Source organism: Chryseobacterium nakagawai, assembly GCF_900637665.1.
Classification (GTDB): Bacteria; Bacteroidota; Bacteroidia; order Flavobacteriales; family Weeksellaceae; genus Chryseobacterium; species Chryseobacterium nakagawai.
Map to the genome: position 1 here is coordinate 2,360,071 of NZ_LR134386.1, position 25,849 is coordinate 2,385,919.

Here is a 25,849-nt window from a genome sequence, read left to right on the forward strand (position 1 = left end):
AATAGTATGAAAAATAGGATATTGTTTCTCATCCTGTTGCTTCCTGTTCTGAGCAAGGCACAGAATTTAACACAGAGTGAGAATTATATTTACAGCAGAACGTATATGGAAGCCGTTACTTCGGAACAAGCTGGTGCGGCCCAGATCCAGACGGTGCAGTACGTGGACGGTTTGGGAAGGCCGGTTCAGAATATTGCAATAAAAGCATCCCCGTCAGCCAAAGATATTGTAGTCCCTATTACCTATGATAGCTCCGGAAGGCCGGATAAATCTTATCTGCCATTACCAGCAGATTCGCAGAATGGGGCATATTTGTCAGGGATAAACGGGAATACAATAAATACCTATTATGGTGTTTCTAATGCTTATTCGGAAGTAGCTTATGAAAAATCTCCATGGGGAAGACCGGAGAAACAGGCAATGCCGGGAACGGAATGGCAGATAAGTGGCACGCATACCCAAAAAATGGAATATGCAATCAATACCGATGGGCAGGTAAGAAGATTTCGGGCAGAAACAGTCTGGAATCCATCCACAGGAATTTATGATGTTTCTTTAGCATTGGGAGCAGATGATGCTTATACCTCAGGTGGCTATTATAAAGCAGGTACATTGTTTAAGAGCATTTCAAAAGATGGTGACGGAAACGAAATACAAACGTTTATAAGCTCCCGGGGCCAAACCCTCCTGCTACGTAAGATCAATACTAAAATAGGCGGTTCTTCTGAGAATCTGGATACTTACTATGTGTATAGTGAATCTGGAAACATAGTTTTTATCATTCCACCTAAAGCTGCCATATTAACTATTTCTCAAGCTGTTTTAGATAATTTATGCTATCAGTACAAATACGATCAGTATAATAGACTTGTGGAAAAGAAGATCCCCGGGAAAGGGTGGGAGTATATGGTATATGATAAGCAGGACAGAGTTGTACTTAGTCAGGATGCTCTTTTGGCAGGTACTTCTAATACTTTCGGAAAAAAAGGATGGTTATTTACGAAATATGATGCTTTTGACCGCCCTTTATACAATGGTTTTTTTTCCAGTGCAGCGTCCAGAACTGCAATGCAGACTGCCTTGAATAATATGTCAGCGAATGCCCTTAATAATGAAAGGCCCAGCATTACTCCTTTTGTACTGAATAATATTAATATATATTATACCAAAGAAGCTTTTCCCACTGGAAGCATGACTGTCCTGGGCATTAATTATTATGATGAATATCCAGCCGGAATTCCCGAAAAACCACAACAGATACAGGGCAATAATACCCTTTCAGCTGTGCCTTCTAATATAACCATCAATGGACTGTCATCCATAAGAACTACAAAAGCATTTCCTACGGCTTCTTTTATAAGAAACATCGAAAATGATAGATGGACTTCATCGGCACTTTGGTATGATACTTTAGGAAGAGTTATAGGTACTTATGAAGGCAATCACCTGGGAGGATTTACCCGCACAGAATCTCTGCTTGATTTCTCTGGAAAGGCTAAAGAATCCTATACTTTTCATTCGAAAAATACCGATATTATGCAGGTTACAGTAAAAGACAGGTTTATATACAACCCTCAGAATTTCTTATTGAGGCATTACCAGCAGATTGATTCCAAACCGGAAGAGCTTCTGTCTGAGTATACCTATAATGACCTGGGGCGGGTTACCAATAAAAAGACAGGAGGGGCGCTTCAAAGTATAGATTATTCCTATAATATCAGGGGGTGGCTTACAGGGATTAATGCTGCTGATATCAACAGTTTGGGTAGTAAGTTTTTTGCCTATAAGATCAAGTACAATACTGTGGAGGGGGCTGAAATACCTAACAATTCTTATAGTGACCTGAAAGTAAAACCAAAATATAATGGAAGTATTGCTGAAGTAGACTGGAAAACTGCATATGGGTCTAATGAACCACTCAGAAGATACGGATATGTGTATGATGGCACAGACAGATTATTGGCAGGCTTCTTTCAGGCAGGTACCAACCCGTACTCCAAAGAATACAGTGAGATTTTGAATTATGATCTTAATGGAAATATTACCAATCTTACCCGGACAGGAAGTGCTGTCAACGGAATAGCTGAGGTCATGGATGATTTGAAATATATTTACCTTACAGGCGGAAATCTTCTCAATAACGTGCAGGAGACCGGAAAAGGAAACCTTTGGAGCGGCTATCCGCTGGCTATGGGAAAAGGATCTTCAATACAATATGATGGGAATGGAAATATCACACAACATTTGGATAAAGGGCAGGAAAAGATTATATATAATTTCTTGAACCTACCTTCTCAGATTCTGACCTCCTACCCGACGAATGCAGAGAAATATATATATTCTTCTGATGGTAGCAAAGTTCAAATGACTAGGGATGTAGCGGTTACCGATTATTTGGGAGCTTTCCAATACACCACTAACAGCTCTACAGGTACTCAGACATCCTTTGTTTTGGCAAATGAAGAAGGTTATTATGACTTTGTTAACAGTAGATATGTCTACCAATATTCTGATCATTTGGGAAATATAAGGCTCTCTTATACCAGAGTTGCTAGTGGACAGCCTGTTATTCTGGAAGAAAACAATTATTATCCTTTTGGATTAAAACATACAGGATACAATACAGGAGATACAAGTAATAATAAATTTAAATATCTTTACAATGGTAAAGAGTTGCAGGGCACCGGGAATCTGGATTACGGTTGGAGACAGTATATGCCGGATCTTGGGAGATGGAATGGGATAGACCAACTGGCAGAAAACTATCATGCTACGAGCCCCTATGCATATGTGATGAACAATCCTTTGTCCTTCACAGATCCTGATGGCAGGCAAATAAACAGAGAAGAAAGGGGATGGTCTTTTTCAGGGGAAGATATTGGCTGGGCAATGAGCTATTTCCAGAATGGAGGTAGTCTCAAAGCATTAGACAATGCACTTGAATCCTGGAATGCAGGAGGAGGAAGTTTTGAGGGTAATAATGATAACTTCTGGACGAAATTTGAAGGATTAAATCTTTCATTGCCACCAGTGACACTTACCGGGAAAATTGGTGCAGTTTGGGCGCTACAGCTTCGCAATCATGTAAATGCTTACATGGAGCAGTGGAATGGTCAATATAGCGCTAGGTTTTTTGAGGATAGAGTTGGAGATCAGGTACTTCCTCCCAAAAAAACGGCATTAGGGAAGTTTTGGTCATTTATAAGTCCTCGGATCTGGACGGAAGGCGGACTATCATATAACGTAAACTATGAAGGAGTAGCAACCGGTATTGCTCCTATAACAGGCGATGTTCCTTTAAATGGGCCAGGATTAAAAGGTCTTATACAGGCAGAAAAAAATCTTGCATCAGGTTTGGTAGAAGACCTTATAACGGTACGGCACCATACATCACTTTCAGGTCTTAAAGGAATTAAAAATAGTGGTTCTATTAATGCATCTAGAGGAATTCCATATGGAGTTGATGTGGAAATTGCCCCTTTCGTAAAAGCAACTAAAGCTAAATTTGGACAAGCAGGTACAGGATCATATATAGAGTTTTCTGTTCCAAAAAATCTAGTAGGTCCACCTGCACCAGGGTATATGGGAGGCACAGGAACTGCAGGGCGTATTGTAACTAATGGAGCTCCTTTTGAACTAACAGGTACAGCTCCAAAATTTATAAGATGGAATTGGTTAGGTTTTTAAATAAAAAAATGAAAAAAATGAAAATAAATTATGATCAATTATTGTTTTTATATGCTTATTTAAGGTTAATTGATCTTTCGCTCGACAGGAGTAGATGGACTTCATGGGGTGAGTTACAAGATTATTTTAAAACAATCCTTGCTCCCTCTCTTGTTGTTCAATATGTAATTAATCGCTTTAATTTGCCCAAAACAGATTTAAAGAATTTTACTTTTTATCTAGAGGAAAAATCACTAATAAATAGATTAAGACCTATTTTATTAAAAAAAATACCATTAAAGCAAAATGAGATTTTATATTGCTGCAAGCTTTTATTTGATTTTGATCAGGTACTTAATTCCGATAATAAAATTTATAATGTGGAGATTGAAAAATTAAGAATTGATATTGCTACATATTATTCGGATTTTTTAGGAAGAATGATATTATGGGAAGACCTTGATAAACTTATGAAAGTTGAACATTTTTGGCAAAACGATAAAATTGAAACTATTGAATTGAAAAATTTTATCCCAGCTGATTTTGAATAGAATATTGCTGTTAAGACTATATCTGTGATTCTAGAATATATTAATACCTTGTGAATTTACACCCCCAATATAGGGTGTAACCTTTACTCCTCATATTGGTGGAACTGGAAATTCTAGAAGAATTATTGTTGAAGGGTGTATGTATTTGGATATAAGGACTTTGAATCCAAAATATGTTAAACGTTCGTGGTGGTCTTTTTAATAAAAATATGAAAAAAATAAAATTAGAATATAACCTGTGTGTATTTTTATTTGCTTATTTAAATTAAGCAGGCTTATCATTACACAGAGCGGGGTGGACAAGCATCAGAGAATTGAACACTTTTTACTCCAATCAGGTAAATCCAAGAGAAGTAGTAAAACTTTTAATATTAAATGCTAATTTAGATGCAAATAAAGTAGGGTATTATTACGGAATAAAAGAATATTCTCTAAAAAAAAAAATATTCTTTCCCGGATATTTTTTTACTTGGCTTTCCTCCTGTTTTCCTTAAGGATGAAATTTATTATATATACCAAAAATTGATAAATTTTGCAGAAATGCTTTAAAAAGATACTGAAATGCATACCTTGGAAATGGAAAAATTAAGATTAGACTATCAAAATTTTCTTTAGGCATACTGAGATATAAAATATCTTATTAAAGATTATAGTAAGCATTAAAAATTGAACATTATATGCAGCATGATGGGCTAAAGGATATTAAGATAAAAGAGTTTATAAAAAAGCTGCCTAATTTATCTGATTTATAATATATTTCAAGAATATTTGATAATACCTCAAATCTCGTCCACTAGTCCGATCATCTTGCTAGTGTCCATAAATAAAATGAGACCACTATTGGTAACGTTCCTAATATGATGGTGATAAATTAGAGGTAAAGAACTTCAGGAAACCGGAATGTATGATTACGGAGCCCGAATGCTGATACCCGATTTAGGAAGATGGAACGGGATAGATCAACTAACGGAAAACTATCATTCTAAAAGCCCATATGCGTATGTGATGAACAATCCTTTGTCCTTCACAGATCCTGATGGCAGGCAAATAAACAGAGAAGAAAGGGGATGGTCTTTTTCAGGGGAAGATATTGGCTGGGCAATGAGCTATTTCCAGAATGGAGGTAGTCTCAAAGCATTAGACAATGCACTTGAATCCTGGAATGCAGGAAGAGGAAGTTTTGAGGGTAATAATGATAACTTCTGGACGAAATTTGAAGGATTAAATCTTTCATTGCCACCAGTGACACTTACCGGGAAAATTGGTGCAGTTTGGGCGCTACAGCTTCGCAATCATGTAAATGCTTACATGGAGCAGTGGAATGGTCAATATAGCGCTAGGTTTTTTGAGGATAGAGTTGGAGATCAGGTACTTCCTCCCAAAAAAACGGCATTAGGGAAGTTTTGGTCATTTATAAGTCCTCGGATCTGGAAGGAAGGCGGAATGTCATATATGGTAAACTATGAAGGAATAGCTACGGGTATTGCACCTATAATAGGCGATGTTCCTTTAAGTGGGCCAGGATTAAAAGGTATAATAACGACTGAAGGATCAATTACGAAAGCATTATTTGCTACTGAAAAGGAAATAATATCCTCAGGAGATTTTTTAAGAATTGAAAATGCTGCAACGAGAATTAATAAACCAATTACAGTAGTTGGTAGCAGAGCAACTGGAAAAGCTAAGGCATATTCTGATTGGGATTATGTTATTGAAAATCTTAATAACAAGGAATGGTCAAAAATAAAAAACTCAATCCCAGGAGCTAGATCTACAATAGATAACACTCCACGAAATATTGATATTTTTAAGAAACTTGATCTATCAAGGCCATATCTTACTATTCATCCACGTTAAATTTATAAATATGTTAGGAATTATTGATCAAGTTTTTATTAACAAGTATGGGCAAGATCTTGTAAATATTGATCCTTTTAAAATACTGTTTTCAAATTTTAATATAGAAAACAAAAGAGATTATTTAGAAGGAATAATATCTCTTATCATGCAGTCTAAACTACAGAATGAAGATGTAGAATCAGCTATAAAAACTAGTGGTTTAAAGCCGACTTTTACACCTTGTGTTCTATTAAAAAAAGGTGTTGCAAATCATAATTTGATAAAGTTAATTAATTTACCAGAGACTGAATTAGAAAAGACACTGGTTTTATTGATGAACTTGTTTAAAATTGGATATAAAAGAAGGTTTATAGAGGAAAAAAATAATCCTGATAAATGGTGGTACTGGGATCTATCTGAGATTAATACAGAAGATAAAATTCTGAAAAATTATGGATAAAAGCTTAGTTACTCACCATTTTATTAAAAATTACACTTTATGATATTTTATTCAAATAGAAAATTTAAAACGTGGGGCTATACTGTAAGCCACTCCTCTTTATTATTACGCAGTGAAATGAAATACCTTGACCAAGATGATTATTCCGAAAACACTTCTCATAATATTGATCTCGAATTTTGGGCAGTAAATTATATATTAATATACCGGCTTATATTCATGAAATTACAATTAATGAAGTAACAGAAAAAGAATTATTCATAGATCTTGATAAAGAATTATTGAAACATGATATGAAAATTTTCGAGATAGAATCTGCAGGTAAGAAATATTACATTATTGCTGGGGGGCTTTTAATAGGAAAAAATTCATGGATAAATCAAGATAGGATTTTTGACTATAATTTAAATTTAGAACACGATGAAATAATATTTCAAACAGGTTAGTCATAGTGTTCCAGTTAGACAATGTATCTCTCACCGGTACTAGCGTCTCACTCATGCACTGAATAATAACAGCAAAGCTAATGATGTAATCTGCAATAGCTTTGTTGTTACTGAATGACTTAAGTATCATACAGTAAATAATGAGCAATTCTATATTTTTTATAAGATTATATTGTATTATGAATTAGCTTTATATTTTAAAACGAAGATTTAGATATTGATTAATAGGTAAGATTGAGGATACGTAAATAGATAGCTTCTGGACGAAATTTGAAGGAATGGAATGGTCAATATACCTTTAACTTTATTCATGATAGATTTGGTGATCAGGTACTGCCTGCCAAAAAACAGCATTTTGGAAATTTTGGTCATTTATAAGTCCTCGCACCGGGAAAGATGGTAGTGGGTTATCATATACTGTAAATTATGAAGGAATCGCAACCAGTATCGCACCTAGGCGATGTTCCTTTAAGTGGACCAGGTATTACTGGTATTAAAAGTATAATACAGGCAGAGGCTATCGGTGCATATTATTCTGTAGCGTATGAAATGAAGCTAGCTAAATACCTTTATCCGGGAAAAAGCGGATACATACATTTTAAGGCAGTTAATACGGCTCTTTCAGATGCTATGAAATCAGATGCCAGATTTGCCGAAGGAATTACAGATTTAGGGATTACAATTCCAAAATCTGTAACAGGAAATATTGGGGGTACATCCCCTAAAAACTGGGTTTGGCACCATGATGTAGGGCAAGGTGTTATGCAATTGGTTCCTAAATCACAACATCCAAGTATACCGGGGGGTATATTTTGGAAAACAATGCACCCTGACGGTAAAGGTGGAATGTCAATCTGGGGTAGCGGATATAAAAAGAAATAAGCTTAAAAAAGATAAATAATGAATTACACAAATTTTATTGGTTATTTAGCCAATCTTGAAAACCTTGATGACCTTTACATCGAATTCAACGCAGATGCAGATTCTGAAGCTCTGATTGTTTGTTTGAAAAACTCTCTTGATATGAATTCAGAGATAGCTATTTTCGGAATAGAGGAAACAGAAGGCGACCTTATTTTTGAAAAAGATGGTAACAAATATGTCGAGCTGTTTCCGTTGGACTCTGTTCAGGAAATGGTCGGAGAATATGTTAATACTTATAAGGGTATTTCAAATACCGAAATAGCGGAAAGACTTCTGGATTATAGAATAAATGATGCTTAATTTATTTGTAGGAATGCTTAAGCTAATAAAATTTGCTTGAATTTAAGGGCTGCTTATCAAAGTGGCCCTTTACAAAATAATATTCATGGATAATCAAGAATTAATAGAAAAAACTTACTTAGAATCTACTAAAGGAATTAAAGAAGAATGGTTTTATAGCGATGTTCCACATTGGTATAGCTATGTTGTTAATCTTCCAAAGGACTTACAAGCTACGTATTTGACAGTTATTTTGGAAAATCAAGTCCTAAATGGCGGATTTCACCAGTATTTTGTGAATGCATACGGACAGTTTGCAAAGGAGACAATAGATGCTTTAATAGAAATAGGCGCTTTAAAAAAATCAAATTTATTAGATAAAGCTTTGAAGATTGTACAAGGCGAAGGCATGAGTGACATTGAGTTTAGGAAAGAATTGATTAACAAAACGCTTAAAAAGCTTTACATAGACGATGATTTATTTGCTCCTTTAGAGGAATTGGATGATATATACTATGATATTGAAGATGAATATATTTCTGATTTACTGGGCGAATATTTAAGAAAAGATTTTAGAAAGAGAAGTTGTAGAAGGTAAATAAATAACTCAATACATTAATGAAACTGCTTTATAATGTATCTGCTCGAAGATAATTGAGACATTTAAGGGCTGTAAGTTAATACGGCCCTTTTTAATAATATTGTCCTGTCCTAAAATAAGTTGACAACAAATCGACTTATTTATGAAAAAATTAGAATTAATAAGAGAAAAACGCACTCAAAAAGATTACACATTAGCTTTTAAATTAAGTATTGTATCTCAAGTAGAAACGGGTGATTTCACTTATAAACAGGCACAAAAGCACTATGGTATCCAAGGAAAGAGTACTGTTTTGGTTTGGCTCAGAAGATATGGTAACTTAGATTGGAATAAGCCCAAGATTCATATTATGGACAATTCAAAAGAAACACCAGCTCAAAAAATCAAGCGTTTAGAGAAAGAGCTCTCCGATGAAAAGTTAAAGAATAAAGCTTTTAATACGATGATTGACATCTCTGACAAGCAATATGGTACTCAAATCAGAAAAAAGTATTTCTCCCAACAATCTTCAAACTCCACAGACAAGGAATAAGTATCTCCAGACTGTGTAGATTGTTTGGGATAAGCGGTCAGGCTATTTACCAGGGAAAGAAAGGATTCTGGTCCGAGAAGATGAATTTTTGAGAGTGAAAAAATTGGTTCAAAAAGTACGGATAGAGTTACCTAAACTTGGAACAAGAAAACTTTATTTCCTTCTGAAAGAACGCTTCAAAGAAGAAAAAATAAAGTTGGGACGAGATGCTCTATTTGCATTGTTGAAAAGAAAAAACATGCAGATTCGGATTCAAAAGAAATATGTTAAGACAACTTTCTCAAAACATTGGCTTAGGAAGCATCCCAATCTATTAAAGAACGTAAAAATTGAGACGGCGGAACAGGTTTTTGTAAGTGATATTACTTACCTTAAAACAACAAAATCTACGTGCTACCTATCTTTAGTAACAGATGCTTACAGTAGAAAGATAACGGGATATTCTTTAAGCTTAAATATGAATGCTGAAAGTGTTGCAAAAGCATTAAAAATGGCTATTAAAAATAGAGTTACCAATAACCTTCTAATTCATCATTCAGATAGAGGTTTACAATATTGTTCAGATCTTTATCAAAAAATTCTTCATAAAAATAAAATTCAACCTTCTATGACAGATGGTTATGATTGCTATCAAAATGCACTAGCAGAAAGAATTAATGGAATTTTAAAACAAGAATTCCTCTTTTATAAAACGAAAAATATAGAAGATCTGAACTCATTAGTAAAAGAAAGTATATATCTTTATAATATAAAAAGACCACACTTAAGTCTTAATATGGAAACTCCAGATAAGATCCATAAAAAATCCGAAGAAACAAAAATGCTCTCCGGATTAAATATTGTTTAATATATGTCAACCTATTTTAGGACGACTCATCGACCGTGATCCGCAAAAATATATTCCGAACATATTCGAAGCGAAAGAAAGTGATTTTCAGAGCGCCATTCATAAAGTATTCCATTCTACAAAATTTGCTTCTTCAATTGTATTGCCTGTAGTGAAATGAGAGCGATTAGGTCAATCTTAATATTTTGAGTATTTTTTTAAAATTACGGCAGTTACAATAAACAAAAAAATCCTGCATATCATTGATTTTGCAGGATTTATCTATTTTTTGATGCTTTTTGAAAACTTTCGTTTTCGCATCTTGCGGAGAGTGAGGGATTCGAACCCCCGGACCTGTTACAGTCAACAGTTTTCAAGACTGCCGCAATCGACCACTCTGCCAACTCTCCCTTAACTCCGATTATATCGTTGTTTTCAGTGGTGCAAATATAGAATGATTTTTAGTTTCTGCAAAACTTTTCCCCTACAAATTTTAACAAAACTTAATAATCAGCTAAAAATCAGATTGATTATTTTTGTTAATTGCTATAAAATGATTCAGCTAATTCTTTATTTGCTCCTGTTTATCCGGTTTTGAGAGGAAAAGGTCCTGTATTTTGATAGAAAAAAACTTAAGAAATAGAATTTGATCTAAGAATTTTCATTTGGTGTATTTTTTGCAATGCCTGTCAGACTAAAAAAAATTAATTATTTATGAAATTATCTTATCTGGGAGCAGGGGTTTTAGGGATTGCCTTACTATTCACTTTAGGATCTAATCTTGTTTTTGCTAAACAACCTTTGTTAACAACAGAAAATGTGCAGAATGATTCTGATTCTGTAAAAGTTGAGAATCTGGCTAAAGAGCTAAAGAAACTGAAGCCTATCAACACAAATGATTTTAAAAGTAAATTCAAAAAAGAGATTAACGGGTTTAAACTTACAGAAGTTACAGCATTTGAAGATAAAGAAACAGGATCATACGCTACAGCAAACTATGCAAAAGGATCTCAGAATGTTTATCTAATGGTAACAGATGGTGCCGGTGTAGGAGCAGAGCAGGTTAAAGGAAGTCTTTTAAGTTATCTGGAACTCAAATCAATTGAAGAACCAGGTGATAAAACCAATATTAAAAATTATAAAGGCTGGTTCGTTTACTTTGACCATAGTATGTATGAAAATGATAAAATGACAAGTATTCAATATCTGGAAGGGAACAGGTATGGAGTAGTGGCTTCCGGGAATAATATCTCCCTTGAAGAACTGAAAAGTCTTTTAGATAACGTTAATCTGTAAAATATTCTAATAATAGAGCAAAGCTTCGGTTTATGAAAATAAATCGGAGTTTTTTATTCATTCCCTAAATTCCTTTATTTATTTCTTTATTTCCTTGGTTCATTGTTTTTTCATTGAATAAGCTGTGTGGTTGCAATAGCTTTGATTTATCAAAACAAAAACAATTAGCAATATACTATCATGAACCGAGAATTAATTTTTTTAAGAACATTTGCTTTTACAGTAGCCATTGGAATCATTTTCTTAACCGCTTCAGCTTTCAAAACAGACGGGCGTCAGAAATTTACAGAAATTGATGTGGAAAGAATCAACGTGATGGAAAAAGACGGAACTGTAAAAATGATTATTACCAATGTAGACCGATTTCCAACAGGAGAAGAAAAAGTAAATGGAAGTGCACCCAATACGACAAGGAAGAAGCGCTCAGGGATGCTTTTCTTCAATGAAGAAGGGATTGAATGTGGTGGTTTTATTTATGATGGACAGAAAAATAAAAACGGGCACAGCTCCGGATTATCTCTCACTTATGATCAATATGATGGAGATCAGGTGATGCAATTGTTGACGCAAGATTATAAGAAAGGCGATAAAAGAGTAGTATCTAGTGGGCTTTATTTCAATGATAGACCTTCAAAGGAATCTCAAATTAAAACAAGTGAAATTATGAAAGAGCTGGATAAGCTGGAAAATAATCCTGAAGCTTTTCAGAAAAAATATAAAGAATATGAGAGCCAGGGACTTATTGGAGGTGCTCCTCGGATGATGTTGGGCAAGACGAAAGATGAAAATAACGGACTGTTTTTATTCGATAGTAAAGGATTGCCACGTGCCCGGTTCTGTGTAGATAAAAACAACGAAGCCAAGCTGGATTTCTTAGATGATCAAGGAAATATTACCGCTTCATTTCCGGGAAAGAAAAATAATAAGTAAGAAGCAGCCCTATAAGAAATATAGGGCTATTTTTGTGAAATAGATAACTGATAGCTGTATGAATAACATTTCAAACCAAATCCATCAAAACAGATACTTTCTCCTGTTTGTTTTTTTGTTTGCCTATGTACAGTCTATTCATATTCGTATTGTTGTTAGAGGAACGCTGGATCAATATATTTTTACCCCTGAAGCGGCTGTAGCTACTTTTGTAAGTGCGTGCATCTTGTTTTTCGTAATTGATTTCTTTATTAAAAGCTGGCAGAGGTCATCTACTTTCAGTCTAAAAGAAATTTTTAAGATATTCAGTTCTTCACTATTTGTTTATCTTTTGGTGATGAAAACGATAAGCTTCCTGATTGCATTGGCATTTGGAACTATTGAGAGAAACTTTAACGAAGAAGCACTTATTTTTACCACTTTCTCTGAGCTGATAGATGGGTTTATCTATGGGAGCTTTTTTTTAGCTTATCGGTATTATAAAAAGAACGTGATCTATCAGAAACAGTTATTGTTGTATGATCAGGCCTTGTCAGACAGTAAAATCAATCAACTGAAAACACAGCTTAATCCTCATTTTTTGTTCAATAACCTGAATGTTTTGGATCAATTGATAGAAGAAGACAAGCATAAGGCTTCCGATTTTCTGAATGAATTTGCAGAAATCTATCGCTATGTTCTGGATGTCTCAGACAAAAAGCTGATTGCAGTAAAGGAGGAACTTGCTTTTGCTGAGAAATATTTTAACCTGATACGGCATAAATATGGAAGTGCTTATATATTGCAGATTGATTATGAAAATACAACGGGAAATATAGTTCCGCTTTCTTTGCAGCTATTGTTAGAAAATGCAGTTCAACATAATCTTGGAAGTCAATCTAATCCTGTTCTTATTACTATTCATATAAGAGAAGTTATCATGGTAACGAATACTATAATTCCTAAACGAAGCATCAAAAAGACATCGGGAAGAGCTTTGAATAACCTTAAAGAACAATATTGGGTACTGACTGATCAAAAACTGGAGATGTTAAAAACAGAAACAAAATTCACTGTTATAATCCCAATAATTCCAGATAAAATATGATAAAAGTTGTTATTATTGAGGATGAAATCCCTGCCAGAAATAAATTAAAGCGCTTTATCAGTGAATTAGAACCACCTGTGGAAGTGGTTGCTGAAATTGATACTGTAGAAGCTGCTATTGATATTTTGAAAAATTCAACGGTAGACCTTATTTTTTCGGATATAGAACTATTGGATGGGAATGCTTTTGAGATCTATGACCAGGTTGGTATTACCTGCCCGATTATTTTTACTACAGCATATGATCAATTTTGGATGAATGCCTTTGAAAGTAATGGGATTGAATACCTCTTAAAGCCCTTTACTCTGGATCGTTTTAAAAAAGCATGGGATAAATTTTTATTATTAAAAAAGTTGGATTCTAAAGAAAATGCGGTGTTGATGAAACTTCAGCAGTTATTGAATAGTAATCAACTGGAGAAAAATTATAAAAAACGTTTTACAGTCAACTCTCATCAGAGGATTTATTTTGTGAATACAGAAGACATTGCCTTCTTTGAAGCAGATGAGGGGATTGTTTTTGCAGCTGACACATCCGGTAAGAAACATTTACTCAATGAATCTACATTAAAAGATATAGAAACACTTCTCAATCCTTTAGAATTCTTTAGGATCAACCGCAGTGAGCTTGTGCAGAAACAACATGTTGAAAAGATAGAACGGTATAATAAGAATACATTGGCTATTCAGATGAAAGGGTACAAATGTCATCTGATTACAAGCCAGGGAAATACTGCTACATTTCGTAAATGGGTTGAAGAGTGAAGATGCTGGTAGAAACGATTTTAGCTGTTGAGTTTCATGAAGAAAAATGGGTTCCGAACTTGAAAATTCTATATAAATCCTAAATTATTAAAAATTCAGTGCTTTATTTGTAGGTCCCAATCCCTATAAAAACAGATCTCAAAATATTTTGATGAAGGTCTTTTTTTTACATCTATTCTAAAAAAAGAGATTTACATTAATGAAAAGCTTAGGTTTTATAGGCTTTTTGGTGTAAATTAGATTTGGATTTGACTGTTTTTGTCAGAAACTTTATATTATTAAGTAGACAAAAATTAATTTAACTTTGCTAATTGAGAAGGATATAGTGATTATTGAATGTTTATTAATAACATTATATTGTTTAAGACTAATAAAAGGGACTTAAGAAAAACAGAAGATTAATTTACCTGGCTGTAGATATGAAATATAAATTCTTAAATTTTAAATTGAGGAAGGTTGTTCATTACTCTTTGATTGTGTGTATCTTATTGATACAGGTGATTATAGGTGTATTTTTTTACAATGAGTTTGTGAATGAGAAAAAATTACAGTTTATTAAGACGCAGCTGGAGGAAAGTAGGGCTTTGGGTGGACTGACTGATAACTCGAGAAAAGATTTCATGGATGCGCAGGAACATCTTCAAAGATATATGGTAAGCCAGGATAATAAAGATCTGCAGCTTTATTTTGAATCATTGAGGAAACTTAAAAAGAATTTTGATAAAATTGGAGAGTATGAAAATACAAGCCCAAGACTGAGAAAGACCCTGGCCCAGAAGAAAATGGATACCTTGAAGGTAACTAAGCTGAAATCCCTTATCGATTCCGTATACGAGACTTCCTTGAAGCCCCCTACAAAAATTGAGGATAAACAGTATGAGCCAGCAAAATATAAGAATGACTTTGAAAATCTCAATGTTCAGACCCATACCTATGCTGATACCATTAAGAAGAAAGGATTCATGGGGCGTTTGAAGGATGCTATCACAGGAAAAGTAAATGTTCAGAAAGAAAGTACAGTAATTACGTTAACAAATAATAAAACCATAGACATTTCTAATGTAAAAACAGAAATGGATAAGGCTTTAAAGTCGATGGATAAGCATTATGCAGCGGAAGTAAAGAAAGCACAGCAATATGCGATCAAAAATCAGCATGAAAATATACAGTTTTACAGTAATTTTAGTAAACTATTGGTATATAGTAACAGTTTGATTGATGTATATGAAAATGCTATTAAAGATTTCAAATCCGAACTTGAAAAAGAATATACCAAACAAAGTTCTGACAATAATAAAATCAGAAGATACCTTGTACTTGGACTGATGATTTTAATGTTTATCGTATCTATTCTAATTATGTATTTCACAAGAGTTGCCTTCATTTATGAAAGAAAACTTGATGCAGCTAATAAAGAAATTAAAAATAATCTGAATTTCAAGAACAGGATATTGGGTATGCTGAGCCACGATTTAAGATCTCCGTTGAAGATTATTAATATTTTTATTGATAAGATTTATAGATCAACGGGGGATGAGACAATCAAAGATTATCTGAAGTCAATTAAATTTACCAACAGTACTCTGCTTCTGCAATCTAACCAGATCCTTGAGTACACAAAGAATCAGGATGCTGAGAAGAAATTGATAAAATCTGTGTTTAATCTTAAAGAGGAGATCGGTTCTATTGTAAAAGTGATTTCCCCTTATCTGGAGACCCGAAATAATAAGTTTGTCGTAACAGACAGAATCCCTGAAGGAGTTGTTGTATTTTCAGACAATATAAGAATTAACCAGATTTTTATGAATATTCTTGGGAATGCCAACAAGTATACAGAAAATGGGAAGGTTGATCTTGTAATGACAACGGAATCGTTAGGAAATGATAAAATTACCTTAATTACAACAGTAGGAGATACTGGAGTGGGAATCTCGGAATCTGATCTGAAAAAGATTTTTGATCCTTATTATCAGGGAACTGTTTCTGATGAAGTAGATAATCTTGGAGTAGGATTAGGACTGAATCTTGTTAAGGAAATTGTAGAGTTGTTTGATGGGGAAATTTCGGTTTCCAGTAAGCTGCACAAAGGAACACAGGTGACATTCAGAATCAATTTAAATATCAATAATAAATAATGGAAATGCCAATTGAAAACAGGGAAATTATATTCCTTTTAGCAGACGATCACAGCATTGTAAGGCAGGGAATGGAAATCGTTATTAGTGATATTGCTCCCAATGCTAAAGTGTATCATACCTCCTCCTTACAACAGGCTTTGGAGTTGATAGAAACAAAGGGAATTGAAATAGCCATTATTGACGCCCATTTTCCCGAAGGAAATAGTCTGCACGTTTTACCACAAATCAAGACCACAAACCCGGATATTAAGATTCTTATATTTACAGGACTTGAAGAAGACCTGTATGCGCTTAAATTTATAAAAGCCGGGGCTAATGGATATCTGAGCAAACTGAGTGAAGAGGACGAAGTAAGAGAAGCAATCTCGCAGTTTATCCAGAAAGGAGAATATTTTTCGGATCTGACAAGAAATTTATTGGTGCAATTTATCTACAATCCGAATGTGATAAGTCCATTAACTAGCTTAACCAAAAGAGAACTACAGATTGCGGAACTATACGCTGATGGATTGGGAAATTTGGAAATTGCGAATAATTTAAATATAAAGCAAAATACTGTAAGTACAATCAAAAAAAATATCTTTGAAAAGCTGAAAATAGAAAATATTGTAGAGCTTATTGATCTTATCAAAACGCATCATAAAATATAGATTTTCTACGGTCAATTCTGCGCTTCCTTAGTGTTCAACTTGTTTCATCGATAAATATCTATATCACATCAGAAGTGTATCTATGGGTTTTATAGATGATATTATCCTGCAATGTCGTTACTTTGTAGTATAAAATTTACCAAATGAAATGCAATTGCTTTTTTTAGTTTTTTCACTTCAATAATAACAGGTAAATAAGATAACTGTAAAAATAATAAACTATAGTTATATAAAACACAAATGATGAAGAGGAATTAGCAAGTGATGAAATTAATATAAATGTATGAATGACCTTAAACGTGGATTTCTTGAAGAAAAAACCAAATGATAAGAAAGAAACACAAATAAATATAAAGAAATTCAAGGTCTGGTTATTAGTACAAAAGAAAAGGGAGGCAATAAAAGCCTCCTTTTTTTATGATGTATGGGCAAGAATTATAACTAATTATTTTGTTTTTTATACAAAGTAAGGGTTGTGCTGCTATAATAAGACAATTCAATCACTTCTGTTCCGGTTTCCCACTTAGCACTCATATAGGAAGGACCATTAGCCGTTTCAGAAACAGGCTCTCCTAATTTCTGTTTCAGAAAAGCATGAAGCCAGGTATATTTGCTCTTAAATATCTTTTGGGTATCAAGAGATTCCCGGACCTTGATATCATCTTCATTGGAGAGTGCTGAATAAGATTGTGGGATCCATTCGAATTCAATAAGTTTTAATAATTTGTTTTGATGAGAGTAGTAGTAGGAGGTTATTAAATGAATATACTTCCGTTCAATTTTTTGATACACTGTTGGGAAATCATCAGATGAGACGGTAGGGAAACCATTATATAATCCAAGTTGAGTTAGGTTCAACGCATTTTCTTTTTGTTCAATGCGATTGATTTGATTGATGGATAATGTATTAAAATGAGTATAAAAGTCCATGAAATTTTTCTCAACCCATGCCTTTGTGTAGGGCTCACCCAATATAGGCTCCCGATACGTATTTTTGAAAGTAATTACATTAAACTTATTCTTATCAATTTCAATAATTCCGTAAGTATGAGGGTTCTTTGTAGAAAACCGAAGAGTTTGATATTCATTTCCCGGAATAAAGCTCATGCTGTCATAATGTTTTCGATAGGGATGAATATCGTCTTTAAATTCAAAAATAGTAACAAATTCTTTGTTTTTTAAAACTGCAATTTTGGTGGAGCCATCTTCCGAGTATAAATGATAAAGCTGATTTTTTACTGCAAATGAAGTGGCTATGGAAAACTTGAACATGTTAGGAAGTTCATTTTTGTATTGAATTTCAGCTCCCTTAAACGAATCAATATTCTGAGAGGAGCAATAATGATCCTTGGAATTTGATTGCCCTGCTATTTCCATTTTCTTTGGATCTGAGATTTTTAGAATATAATCTGTAGAGGTTATATAATAAGAATTGTTCACTTTATTAACCATCGGATTTTCCAAATAGATTTCATATTGCTGCCGTGTTTTATGATCTATGAATTTTGTTTCATAACACCCAATACCTGAAGTATTGCTGTCTATTGTGTAGTTTTTGTCTTTAAAAACAATATCTGTTGTCTTGGAGGTCCTTATCCATTTCTTTTGTTTTTCATCAAGATAAAATGAAGAATAGTTGTGGTAATGGGTGGTGAAAACAGTATCATTCTTTACAGATAAGGTATAATCTGAAAATAAGATAGGTGGTGGGGGAATATGGGCTTCTGTTTTTCCGTTTTCATCCAGGATATAAAAATCTACAAGGGTATTGGAGCCAAGTGGATTGTCTTTTTCAAAATAACAATAATATTTTGAATGGTGCTTTAAAGAAGGCCCTAAAGTTCCCGGAATACTTATTTCTATCGTTTTAAAACTTACTTTTAACTCATCTGACTGACAGGATTGCAGTAGTAAAAGGCCAATAAAGGCCTGAAGAATATATTTCATGGATTGGTTTGAACCTCTAACTTACAAAAAATAGTGTAAATGGTGAAATAAATAGCCAGAAGATAGGGGCGCGAAAGATGTTGGATAATGGTTACTATTAGCGGTTTTCTATCCTCTGGCTCCCTGTTTTATCTGAATTTTTGAATGGCTTCAGGGCTTACAGGAGTAAAAAAGTTAATCAGATTTCCATCGGGATCACGGAAGAGGAGGGAACGGTTACCCCAAGGCATTGTTGTAGGTTCCTGTATAATATGATCTGTCAGATCTTTAATCCTTTCGTATTCACGATCAACATCATCCACTAAAAATTCTATAATGGTATTGGTAAAACCTTTAGATGTTGTAAGATGTTCTCCTCCAAACATTTTCATGGTACGGGTGCTTCCGATGGCTATCGTAATAGAGTGGGTATTAAGTTCAGCAAAATCTTCCGTATACCATTGAGCCGTACATCCTATTGCTTTCTCATAAAACATAACTGATTGCTGGATGTCTTTTGTAATGATTCTTAATGATGTTAATTTCATATAATCTTGTATTTACATTAATTGGGTACAAAATTAAGTATGAGGTATGACAACAGGATGTCAGGAGTATTTTGAAATGTCACTAATGATTAGAAAATTGGATTTCATTTTAGAACTGTAATCCTTAACGTCTGGGATAGAATAATTTTATACCAGTTCGTAAAAAATAAACGGTTATTCCAATACGATGGAATAACCGTTATTATTGTAATAATAGAAAATCTATTGAATCTGTGTAACCATAGATCTTACAGTATGTGCGGAGAAATATCCTAAAGCTCCATTACTGATATTACTTGGCGGATTAGCAGGGGTAACACTGCCTCCATATCCTTCTGAGATCTTAAGAAGAGCACTGTAATATGTGAATATATTGGTGTCAATAGACTGCATTTCAACATCAATAACATCACCAACGACCACTTCGTGATCCCTACCTTTATTATCATCATTAGGAAGTCCTAAAGTCCATTGATTGGGTAATCCGTTGTTTAAATTGTCAGAAAGTACACTGATGTACTTTTTAGGTAAATTATTGATGGAAAAACTGAAAAGATATCGGTTACCTAATTCCGCAGGATCTGTAAAAACAGGTAGAAGAGTATAGGTCTTCTTACTTCCGAACATAAAAGTATCCTGTACAAGACCTTCCAGTTCTACGGCCTTAGGCATAGTACTTTGAGCAGTATATTGCTTTCCTTCTGCTACAACTTTAAGAGTATACGTTCTGCCGGGTACTCCAAGAAAAGTACTTGTTTTGTATTCTCCTCCTCCTGCATATTCCAGTGTTTCTGTTTGCCCTGTATTATCACTTAGAATAACCTGGGCTCCCGTAACAGCCGGATATTGGTTAGGTTGGGCAAAACCAACAGATTTGGTAATTTTTACGGTATATGAACCATTTTTATCGGTGATATTTCCTTCAATGACAATGTTTCCACTTTGATCAGCCAGATCCAGATCAATCTCTTTTTCACAAGAAGTTAATGCGATGGCAGATAATATGATAAAGAATGCTTTTTTCATGATTTAAAATTTGAAATTGTAAGTGATGTTAGGGACCCAACGGAATAGGGAAGTCTGCATAGCGCGGGTTGTTCCCGGATTGTTTGGATTGTCTTCGAAAGTAATGGTGTAGGCATTTTCACGGCCGTACAAGTTATAAATTCCGAATGTCCATGATCCGCGGAAACGCTTATTCGATTCCGGTTCGTAGGTGGCACTAAGATCCATTCTGTGATAAGCAGGCATTCTGTCAGCATTTCTGCTGTTATACTGGAATACCGTCTGCCCGTTCAGTTCATATTTTCCAACAGGGAAGGTTACTGCATTTCCTGTACTGTAAAGAAACAGTCCGGAAAGGGTCCATTTTGGGTTAAGCTGATAAGTGGCAACGATAGAAATATCATGGGTTTTATCCATTCTGGCATTGTACCATTGATTGTCATTAATTCCGTCGATCTTTCTTTCAGTTTTAGATAGGGTATAAGAGATCCAACCAGTCAGTTTTCCACTTTTCTTTTTGGCAATAAGTTCAAGACCATATGCTCTTCCTTTTCCAAATAATAATTCACCTTCTACATCTGCTGCAGTACTGAAGCCAATCTGGGCTCCGTTTTTGAAATCGATCTGGTTTTGCATGGATTTATAATAAACTTCAGCATTCAATTCATAATTGTTGTTATTGAAGTTTCTGCTGTAGCCTGCACTAATCTGATCTGCAATTTCAGGCTTCACCGAATAGCTGCTTCCAATCCATTGATCGGTAGGGTTTCCACTGCTGCTGTTGCTCAAAAGGTGAAGGTTCTGGGTGTTTCTGGAGTATCCTCCTTTCACGCTGCTTACTTCATTAATGCGGTAATTAGCTGTAATACGCGGCTCAAGGTTGGTATATGTTTTTCCGAATTTCCCTTTTTCTAAATATTGACTTCCCATAAGTTCTCCGTTTTCGTAAGTATTGAAAGTGTCGCCACCCAATACACTAAAGAAGGAAAGTCGCATTCCGTAATTAATGGTAAGCTTTTCTGTTGCTTTGAAATCATCATTGATATACAGGGCATTTTCCCATGAATATCTTGGGTTTCTTGAATAAGAATTCACAATTGTTCCGGAGGCACTGCTTGGTGTCAAAGTATGGTAAATAGACTGCAGACCAAACCGTACAGAATGTTTATTTCCTGCAAACCAGGTAAAGTCCTGTTTAAGGTTCCAGTCCTGAATCTTTGAATTTAAATTAAATTCGCTCTCGTTGTTTTTCAGGCCAATCTTGTAATCATAATTACTGTAGATAATAGATGTATTGGAGAAAAGCTTACTGTTGATAATACTGTTCCATCGTAATGTTGCAGTAGTATTCCCCCAATCGGTATTGAACGTATCTCCCAATCCTAATACATCTCTTCCGAAATATCCCGAAATATAAATACGGTTATTTTCATTGATCTGATAATTGGCTTTCAGGTTAAGATCATAAAAATATAATTTATTGTCTTTATAATCTTTAGAAGATTTAAGGAATAAATCGGCATACGTTCTTCTTCCGGATACAATAAAAGAAGATTTTTCTTTCTGAATCGGCCCTTCCACACTCAGCCTGCTGCTAATCAGTCCGATTCCACCATTTACATTATAATTTTTGTTATTTCCATCCTTCATTTTCACGTCCATTACTGAAGAAAGGCGTCCTCCATACTGAGCAGGGCTGTTTCCTTTGATAATACTGGCATCCTTCAAGGCATCACTATTGAATGTACTGAAAAACCCAAGTAAATGCGACGCATTATACACCGGAGCTTCATCTAAGAGGATCAGGTTTTGGTCTGTTGCCCCACCTCTTACACTGAAGCCGCTGCTTCCTTCACCGTTACTTTTAATCCCCGGCAGAAGCTGTATGGTTTTCATAACGTCCTTCTCACCAAATAAGACAGGAAGTTTCTCTATGCTTTTGATATTTAAAGTTTCAGTTCCCATTTGGGCACTGGTAAGGTTTTTATCCTTTTTAATCCCGGAAACAATTACTTCATCTATCGTGTTAGATTTCTGCTCTTCCTGGTTAAGAAGAATATCCAGTTTCATATTCTGGTCAACGTTGATTTGCTGCTCAAAATCCTTGTAACCGGGATAAGAAATAATGATGGTATGGCTCCCTTCCGGCACTGATAGCGAGTAAAATCCATATTCATTGGCTACAACGTTAATCGAAGGATCATCGCTTACTTTTACCGTTACACCAATCAGCAATTCGCCGTTTTTTTTATCTTTCACTGTTCCGCTTATAGAGCGGGATTGCTGTTGGGCCATCACCAGAGTGCTGAAACAGAGCGCAGCAGTGGCTGCGGTAATCTTGAAAAAAGATGTTTGCATTAGTTTTTTTTAAAGTAGTAGATCTCTTCTATATTGAACGGAGTTATTGTTTCCAGTTGATTAGTTGAAAGAATCAGGAATTAGTTACAGGCAAAATCCCCATTTTGGTGAAAAAATTGTGGTTTTTGTGTTGTTAATGGGTGTTTTTGGAGATTTTAATACTAAAGATTGTAAGAATTTGATAGTGGAAATTGATAAGATGTTAAGTTGTTGTGTTTTTACTGAATGAAAAACTAATTATGATAATGAATAATGCAAGTGAATAAAATGATGGTTTTTTATTCATTTATTTGATTTTTTAATGAAGAAATGAATAAAATTGTTTAATATTTTAATTGTTTTAGATTCAAATGAGGTGTTATAGTAAAAGATTTTTACTCTTCCTTAATCCAAATATTAAACTTATCTTGCCTGGAAAGAACGATGAAGAGTATGGATAATCTTAAAAAGTGGGTCATGAGCAATCTTTCCACTCTACTATTAACGGTTTTGTTCATTATCATATTGGTTAATCCGGATGCGAAGGCATGGCTGATGAGACAGGTCGCATCCACAGGAATACTCAATTCCAGTATTTCTGAATCCGTGGAGAAACCGGGAAATACTGTAGCTTATACAGGTTTGATGCTAAAAAATGAAGATGGGACCATTATTGATCCCTCTGATCTGAAAAATAAAGTGGTCTTTATTAATTTCTGGGCCTCATGGTGTCCTCCCTGCCGGGCTGAGTTTCCATCAATTGAAAAGTTGTATAACCGATACAAAACCCATCCGAATATCATATTCCTCACGATAAATCTTGACGATAACCCCGATTTGGGAAAAGCTTATTTAAAAGAAAAAGGATTTACAGTTCCTTTTATAACTCCTGCAGGCAGTATTCCGGGAGAAATTTATAACGGTTCGTTGCCAACTACTGTTGTACTGGATAAAAAAGGAGAAATCCGCCTTCATCACACCGGAGTGGCAGATTACAGCAAGGATTCTTTTTACCAGCAAATTGATTCTTTACTGAAATAAAAAAGGACAATAAACACTTTGAGTAATTAGAGATATGAATTTGTATACCTTGCTTTCATTTCACCCACAGGAAGATTATTACTTCTCAGTAATTGATAAACAGGGAAATATTTTTGATAAATTTCAAATCCCAGAATGCCGGGAAATCCCAATCAGAAATAATAGGATTCCCATTAAAGAAGAATTTACAGAACAGTATAACCTGAATCTGGATGATTTTTTAAAGGAATATGACATATATACCTGCTATACTGGCGGTATAGGTGATTTATTTTCAGAGAAAGCCGTGTCAGCTTTAAGGAAAGATCTTCAGGATGAAATTGAATTTATACCCTGCATGCTGAAAGGCTTGCAAGTTCCTGTTTATGCTGCATTGTTTCTGAAAACAGCGCTTATTATTAAAGATTTTGAAGGAATGGGTTTCACATTTGAAGATATTCCGTTATTAGATGTAAAATATGCTGTTCAGGATGAAAATAAAGGAGTTAAATTTTTTACACAAGCTTTTGTAGAGCTGGTGAAACAACATAATTTGAAAATTGAGTGTCAACAGCAAACGCCACAATAAAGCTTAATGATAATGCTATTTAAAATACGATCCATTGAAGAAATAGAAACTGAGATTTTAAAGGAAAAAGGAAACGTACAGAATTTCCCCAAAACCATTGATTTTCCTTTTCCCAAATGTTATAAAAACATGGTTACTGTTATAAAAACAACAGAGATAGCATCAGAAGCGATTGTATACAGTGCTATTGAGGCGGTCAATGAAAATAAAGAATTTGTCTTGCCGGATTCTTGGTGTTTTGCTGGGAATGGGCAAGGAGATCGCTGGTTCCTGGATAGAAGCGGAGCTGTTTTCTTTTATAATCATGATGATGACGAAAAATTAGAACCCATGAATATCAGTTTTGAAGAATGGTTGCAGATGGCATTCATTGTTCAACAATTGGATTTTTACTTAGATGAGTATGATGAAGTTTCAGAACCTGTCAGACAAAACTTTTATGATACGCTGAATGCCATTCATCCCCAATTGGGAGAGAATTACCCTTTTATTGTTTAGGAGTTTGAACGGAAGCTGGAAGTTCTTGAAGCGTTCGTAGAGGTGTTTTTCTATCTTTATTGCTTTTATATGAGTCTATTTTATAAATCATTCAAATAGCTGTTAGTAACTTCTATCTTAAATCTAAGTAATGATTGTAAAGACCGATAAAAAGACTTATTTTTGGATAGAAAGAAAATTATCGAACACCATTTCACTACTTATGAATATAGACCAACTGAAGGAGAAGGCGCAGCCTATGATCCGTAAAGCCAAATTGTTTACTTCAGCGAATGATGCGGATGAAAAAACAGCTTATACTAATGAAAATGAACCACTTCGTTTTATTGTAAAGTACTCAGATCAATGGATGGGACTGATGGAAGAACAGGATGAGTTCAGCTTTGTACCAGTTCATATAGAAGCAGTTGACTTAAGCTCCTATATAGCTTTAACAGAAAGAGAAACAGAGATTTACCCGCCATTTGAAACATTGATGCATTACGGAGATGAAGAAATCCAACAATGGATTCTTGAAAATGATGGCGATAAAAATGAGCTGACAAGCTTAGCGGCTTTTGCTCCGGATGACTATACTGATATCTGGATAGATTCACATCCTATCTACTCCAATGATGATATTTTTGCCTACAAGGGCGGTTGGGCAATGATCTGGCCTGAAGATGATGTTCCTATGCAGTGGAACGAAGATCTGGAGTTTCTTTTTCAGATCGGATTACAGGATGAGCCGTTTGTAGAAGTATTTTATGACAAAAAGGAATCTTCTTATATCTGTGTGGAACGTAATACATAAACGAGGTGGAGGAAAATACAAGGTTTAATTATATAAAATCTCCGAAGTCATAAGCGAGTTATTGATATTAAAAAAGCCCGTAGTTTTGATCTGCGGGTTTTCTTTTTAGTTAGATTGTTATTGCTACTGTATAAATATCGACTA

General features: G+C 34.5%; 22 protein-coding genes, 1 tRNA gene and 1 pseudogene. 19 read left to right on the forward strand and 5 right to left on the reverse strand.

Going from position 1 to position 25,849, the window contains the following annotated elements:
* Positions 1 to 6: 6 nt before the first annotated feature.
* From EL260_RS10740 to EL260_RS10780, 9 genes and pseudogenes are all read left to right on the forward strand, one after another.
* On the forward strand, positions 7 to 3,687 hold the full coding sequence (locus tag EL260_RS10740; protein ID WP_123860273.1) for a DUF6443 domain-containing protein: 3,681 nt from the start codon (positions 7 to 9) through the stop codon (positions 3,685 to 3,687).
* Between the two features lie 8 nt (positions 3,688 to 3,695).
* On the forward strand, positions 3,696 to 4,217 hold the full coding sequence (locus EL260_RS10745) for a hypothetical protein (protein ID WP_123860274.1): 522 nt from the start codon (positions 3,696 to 3,698) through the stop codon (positions 4,215 to 4,217).
* Positions 4,218 to 5,087: 870 nt separating this feature from the next.
* Positions 5,088 to 6,074: an RHS repeat-associated core domain-containing protein gene (locus EL260_RS10750; RefSeq protein WP_228445630.1), complete on the forward strand. Its 987-nt coding sequence runs from the start codon at positions 5,088 to 5,090 to the stop codon at positions 6,072 to 6,074.
* Positions 6,075 to 6,084: 10 nt separating this feature from the next.
* On the forward strand, positions 6,085 to 6,516 hold the full coding sequence (locus EL260_RS10755; RefSeq protein ID WP_123860276.1) for a DUF5958 family protein: 432 nt from the start codon (positions 6,085 to 6,087) through the stop codon (positions 6,514 to 6,516).
* A gap of 179 nt (positions 6,517 to 6,695) precedes the next feature.
* Positions 6,696 to 6,962 carry a hypothetical protein gene (locus EL260_RS10760; protein WP_123860277.1) on the forward strand — a complete coding sequence of 89 codons (267 nt, stop codon included), beginning with the start codon at positions 6,696 to 6,698 and terminating at the stop codon, positions 6,960 to 6,962.
* Positions 6,963 to 7,388: 426 nt separating this feature from the next.
* Positions 7,389 to 7,844, forward strand: coding sequence for an HNH endonuclease (locus EL260_RS10765; protein WP_123860278.1), 456 nt, complete (start codon positions 7,389 to 7,391; stop codon positions 7,842 to 7,844).
* An 18-nt stretch (positions 7,845 to 7,862) separates the two neighbouring features.
* Entirely contained in the window at positions 7,863 to 8,186 is a 324-nt protein-coding gene (locus EL260_RS10770; RefSeq protein WP_123860279.1) for a hypothetical protein, read from the forward strand.
* Positions 8,187 to 8,271: 85 nt separating this feature from the next.
* Positions 8,272 to 8,763: a DMP19 family protein gene (locus EL260_RS10775; RefSeq protein WP_123860280.1), complete on the forward strand. Its 492-nt coding sequence runs from the start codon at positions 8,272 to 8,274 to the stop codon at positions 8,761 to 8,763.
* A gap of 145 nt (positions 8,764 to 8,908) precedes the next feature.
* Positions 8,909 to 10,145 (forward strand): annotated as a pseudogene (locus tag EL260_RS10780) (IS3 family transposase).
* A 304-nt stretch (positions 10,146 to 10,449) separates the two neighbouring features.
* Here EL260_RS10780 and EL260_RS10785 read toward each other — a convergent pair.
* Positions 10,450 to 10,534: transfer RNA gene (locus EL260_RS10785), tRNA-Ser, on the reverse strand.
* A gap of 304 nt (positions 10,535 to 10,838) precedes the next feature.
* Here EL260_RS10785 and EL260_RS10790 point away from each other — a divergent pair.
* The 6 genes from EL260_RS10790 (at position 10,839) to EL260_RS10815 (ending at position 16,989) form a co-directional block, all read left to right on the forward strand.
* A complete protein-coding gene (locus EL260_RS10790) occupies positions 10,839 to 11,420 on the forward strand; it encodes a hypothetical protein (protein ID WP_123860281.1) in 582 nt (193 codons plus the stop codon).
* A gap of 180 nt (positions 11,421 to 11,600) precedes the next feature.
* Complete coding sequence (locus EL260_RS10795) at positions 11,601 to 12,350, forward strand: hypothetical protein (RefSeq protein ID WP_123860282.1); 750 nt, start codon at positions 11,601 to 11,603, stop codon at positions 12,348 to 12,350.
* A 58-nt stretch (positions 12,351 to 12,408) separates the two neighbouring features.
* On the forward strand, positions 12,409 to 13,437 hold the full coding sequence (locus EL260_RS10800; protein WP_123860283.1) for a sensor histidine kinase: 1,029 nt from the start codon (positions 12,409 to 12,411) through the stop codon (positions 13,435 to 13,437).
* The gene (locus tag EL260_RS10805) at positions 13,434 to 14,201 is read left to right on the forward strand and encodes a LytR/AlgR family response regulator transcription factor (protein WP_123860284.1); all 768 of its coding nucleotides are present in this window, start codon (positions 13,434 to 13,436) and stop codon (positions 14,199 to 14,201) included. Before EL260_RS10800 ends, EL260_RS10805 begins: the two co-directional genes overlap by 4 nt.
* Before the next feature lie 530 nt (positions 14,202 to 14,731).
* A complete protein-coding gene (locus EL260_RS10810) occupies positions 14,732 to 16,336 on the forward strand; it encodes a sensor histidine kinase (RefSeq protein ID WP_228445398.1) in 1,605 nt (534 codons plus the stop codon).
* A gap of 5 nt (positions 16,337 to 16,341) precedes the next feature.
* Positions 16,342 to 16,989, forward strand: coding sequence for a response regulator transcription factor (locus EL260_RS10815; protein WP_232534827.1), 648 nt, complete (start codon positions 16,342 to 16,344; stop codon positions 16,987 to 16,989).
* A gap of 441 nt (positions 16,990 to 17,430) precedes the next feature.
* On the opposite strand, the gene EL260_RS10820 is transcribed toward EL260_RS10815, so the two are convergent.
* The 4 genes from EL260_RS10820 to EL260_RS10835 all read right to left on the reverse strand — a co-directional run bounded on the left by EL260_RS10820 (position 17,431) and on the right by EL260_RS10835 (position 22,826).
* Positions 17,431 to 18,936 (reverse strand): hypothetical protein, encoded by a 1,506-nt coding sequence (locus tag EL260_RS10820; RefSeq protein WP_123860287.1) that lies wholly within the window; start codon positions 18,934 to 18,936, stop codon positions 17,431 to 17,433.
* 128 nt (positions 18,937 to 19,064) lie between these two features.
* The gene (locus tag EL260_RS10825; RefSeq protein WP_123860288.1) at positions 19,065 to 19,463 is read right to left on the reverse strand and encodes a VOC family protein; all 399 of its coding nucleotides are present in this window, start codon (positions 19,461 to 19,463) and stop codon (positions 19,065 to 19,067) included.
* 222 nt (positions 19,464 to 19,685) lie between these two features.
* Positions 19,686 to 20,489 (reverse strand): DUF4249 domain-containing protein, encoded by an 804-nt coding sequence (locus EL260_RS10830; RefSeq protein ID WP_123860289.1) that lies wholly within the window; start codon positions 20,487 to 20,489, stop codon positions 19,686 to 19,688.
* Positions 20,490 to 20,492: 3 nt separating this feature from the next.
* Positions 20,493 to 22,826 (reverse strand): TonB-dependent receptor, encoded by a 2,334-nt coding sequence (locus EL260_RS10835; protein WP_123860290.1) that lies wholly within the window; start codon positions 22,824 to 22,826, stop codon positions 20,493 to 20,495.
* Between the two features lie 456 nt (positions 22,827 to 23,282).
* On the opposite strand from EL260_RS10835, the gene EL260_RS10840 reads away from it, so the two are divergent.
* The 4 genes from EL260_RS10840 to EL260_RS10855 all read left to right on the forward strand — a co-directional run bounded on the left by EL260_RS10840 (position 23,283) and on the right by EL260_RS10855 (position 25,705).
* Complete coding sequence (locus tag EL260_RS10840) at positions 23,283 to 23,846, forward strand: TlpA family protein disulfide reductase (RefSeq protein ID WP_228445400.1); 564 nt, start codon at positions 23,283 to 23,285, stop codon at positions 23,844 to 23,846.
* A gap of 34 nt (positions 23,847 to 23,880) precedes the next feature.
* Positions 23,881 to 24,414: a hypothetical protein gene (locus EL260_RS10845; protein WP_123860292.1), complete on the forward strand. Its 534-nt coding sequence runs from the start codon at positions 23,881 to 23,883 to the stop codon at positions 24,412 to 24,414.
* A gap of 12 nt (positions 24,415 to 24,426) precedes the next feature.
* A complete protein-coding gene (locus EL260_RS10850) occupies positions 24,427 to 24,912 on the forward strand; it encodes an SMI1/KNR4 family protein (protein ID WP_123860293.1) in 486 nt (161 codons plus the stop codon).
* A 130-nt stretch (positions 24,913 to 25,042) separates the two neighbouring features.
* Positions 25,043 to 25,705 carry a hypothetical protein gene (locus tag EL260_RS10855; protein ID WP_228445402.1) on the forward strand — a complete coding sequence of 221 codons (663 nt, stop codon included), beginning with the start codon at positions 25,043 to 25,045 and terminating at the stop codon, positions 25,703 to 25,705.
* The last annotated feature ends 144 nt before the right edge of the window (positions 25,706 to 25,849 follow it).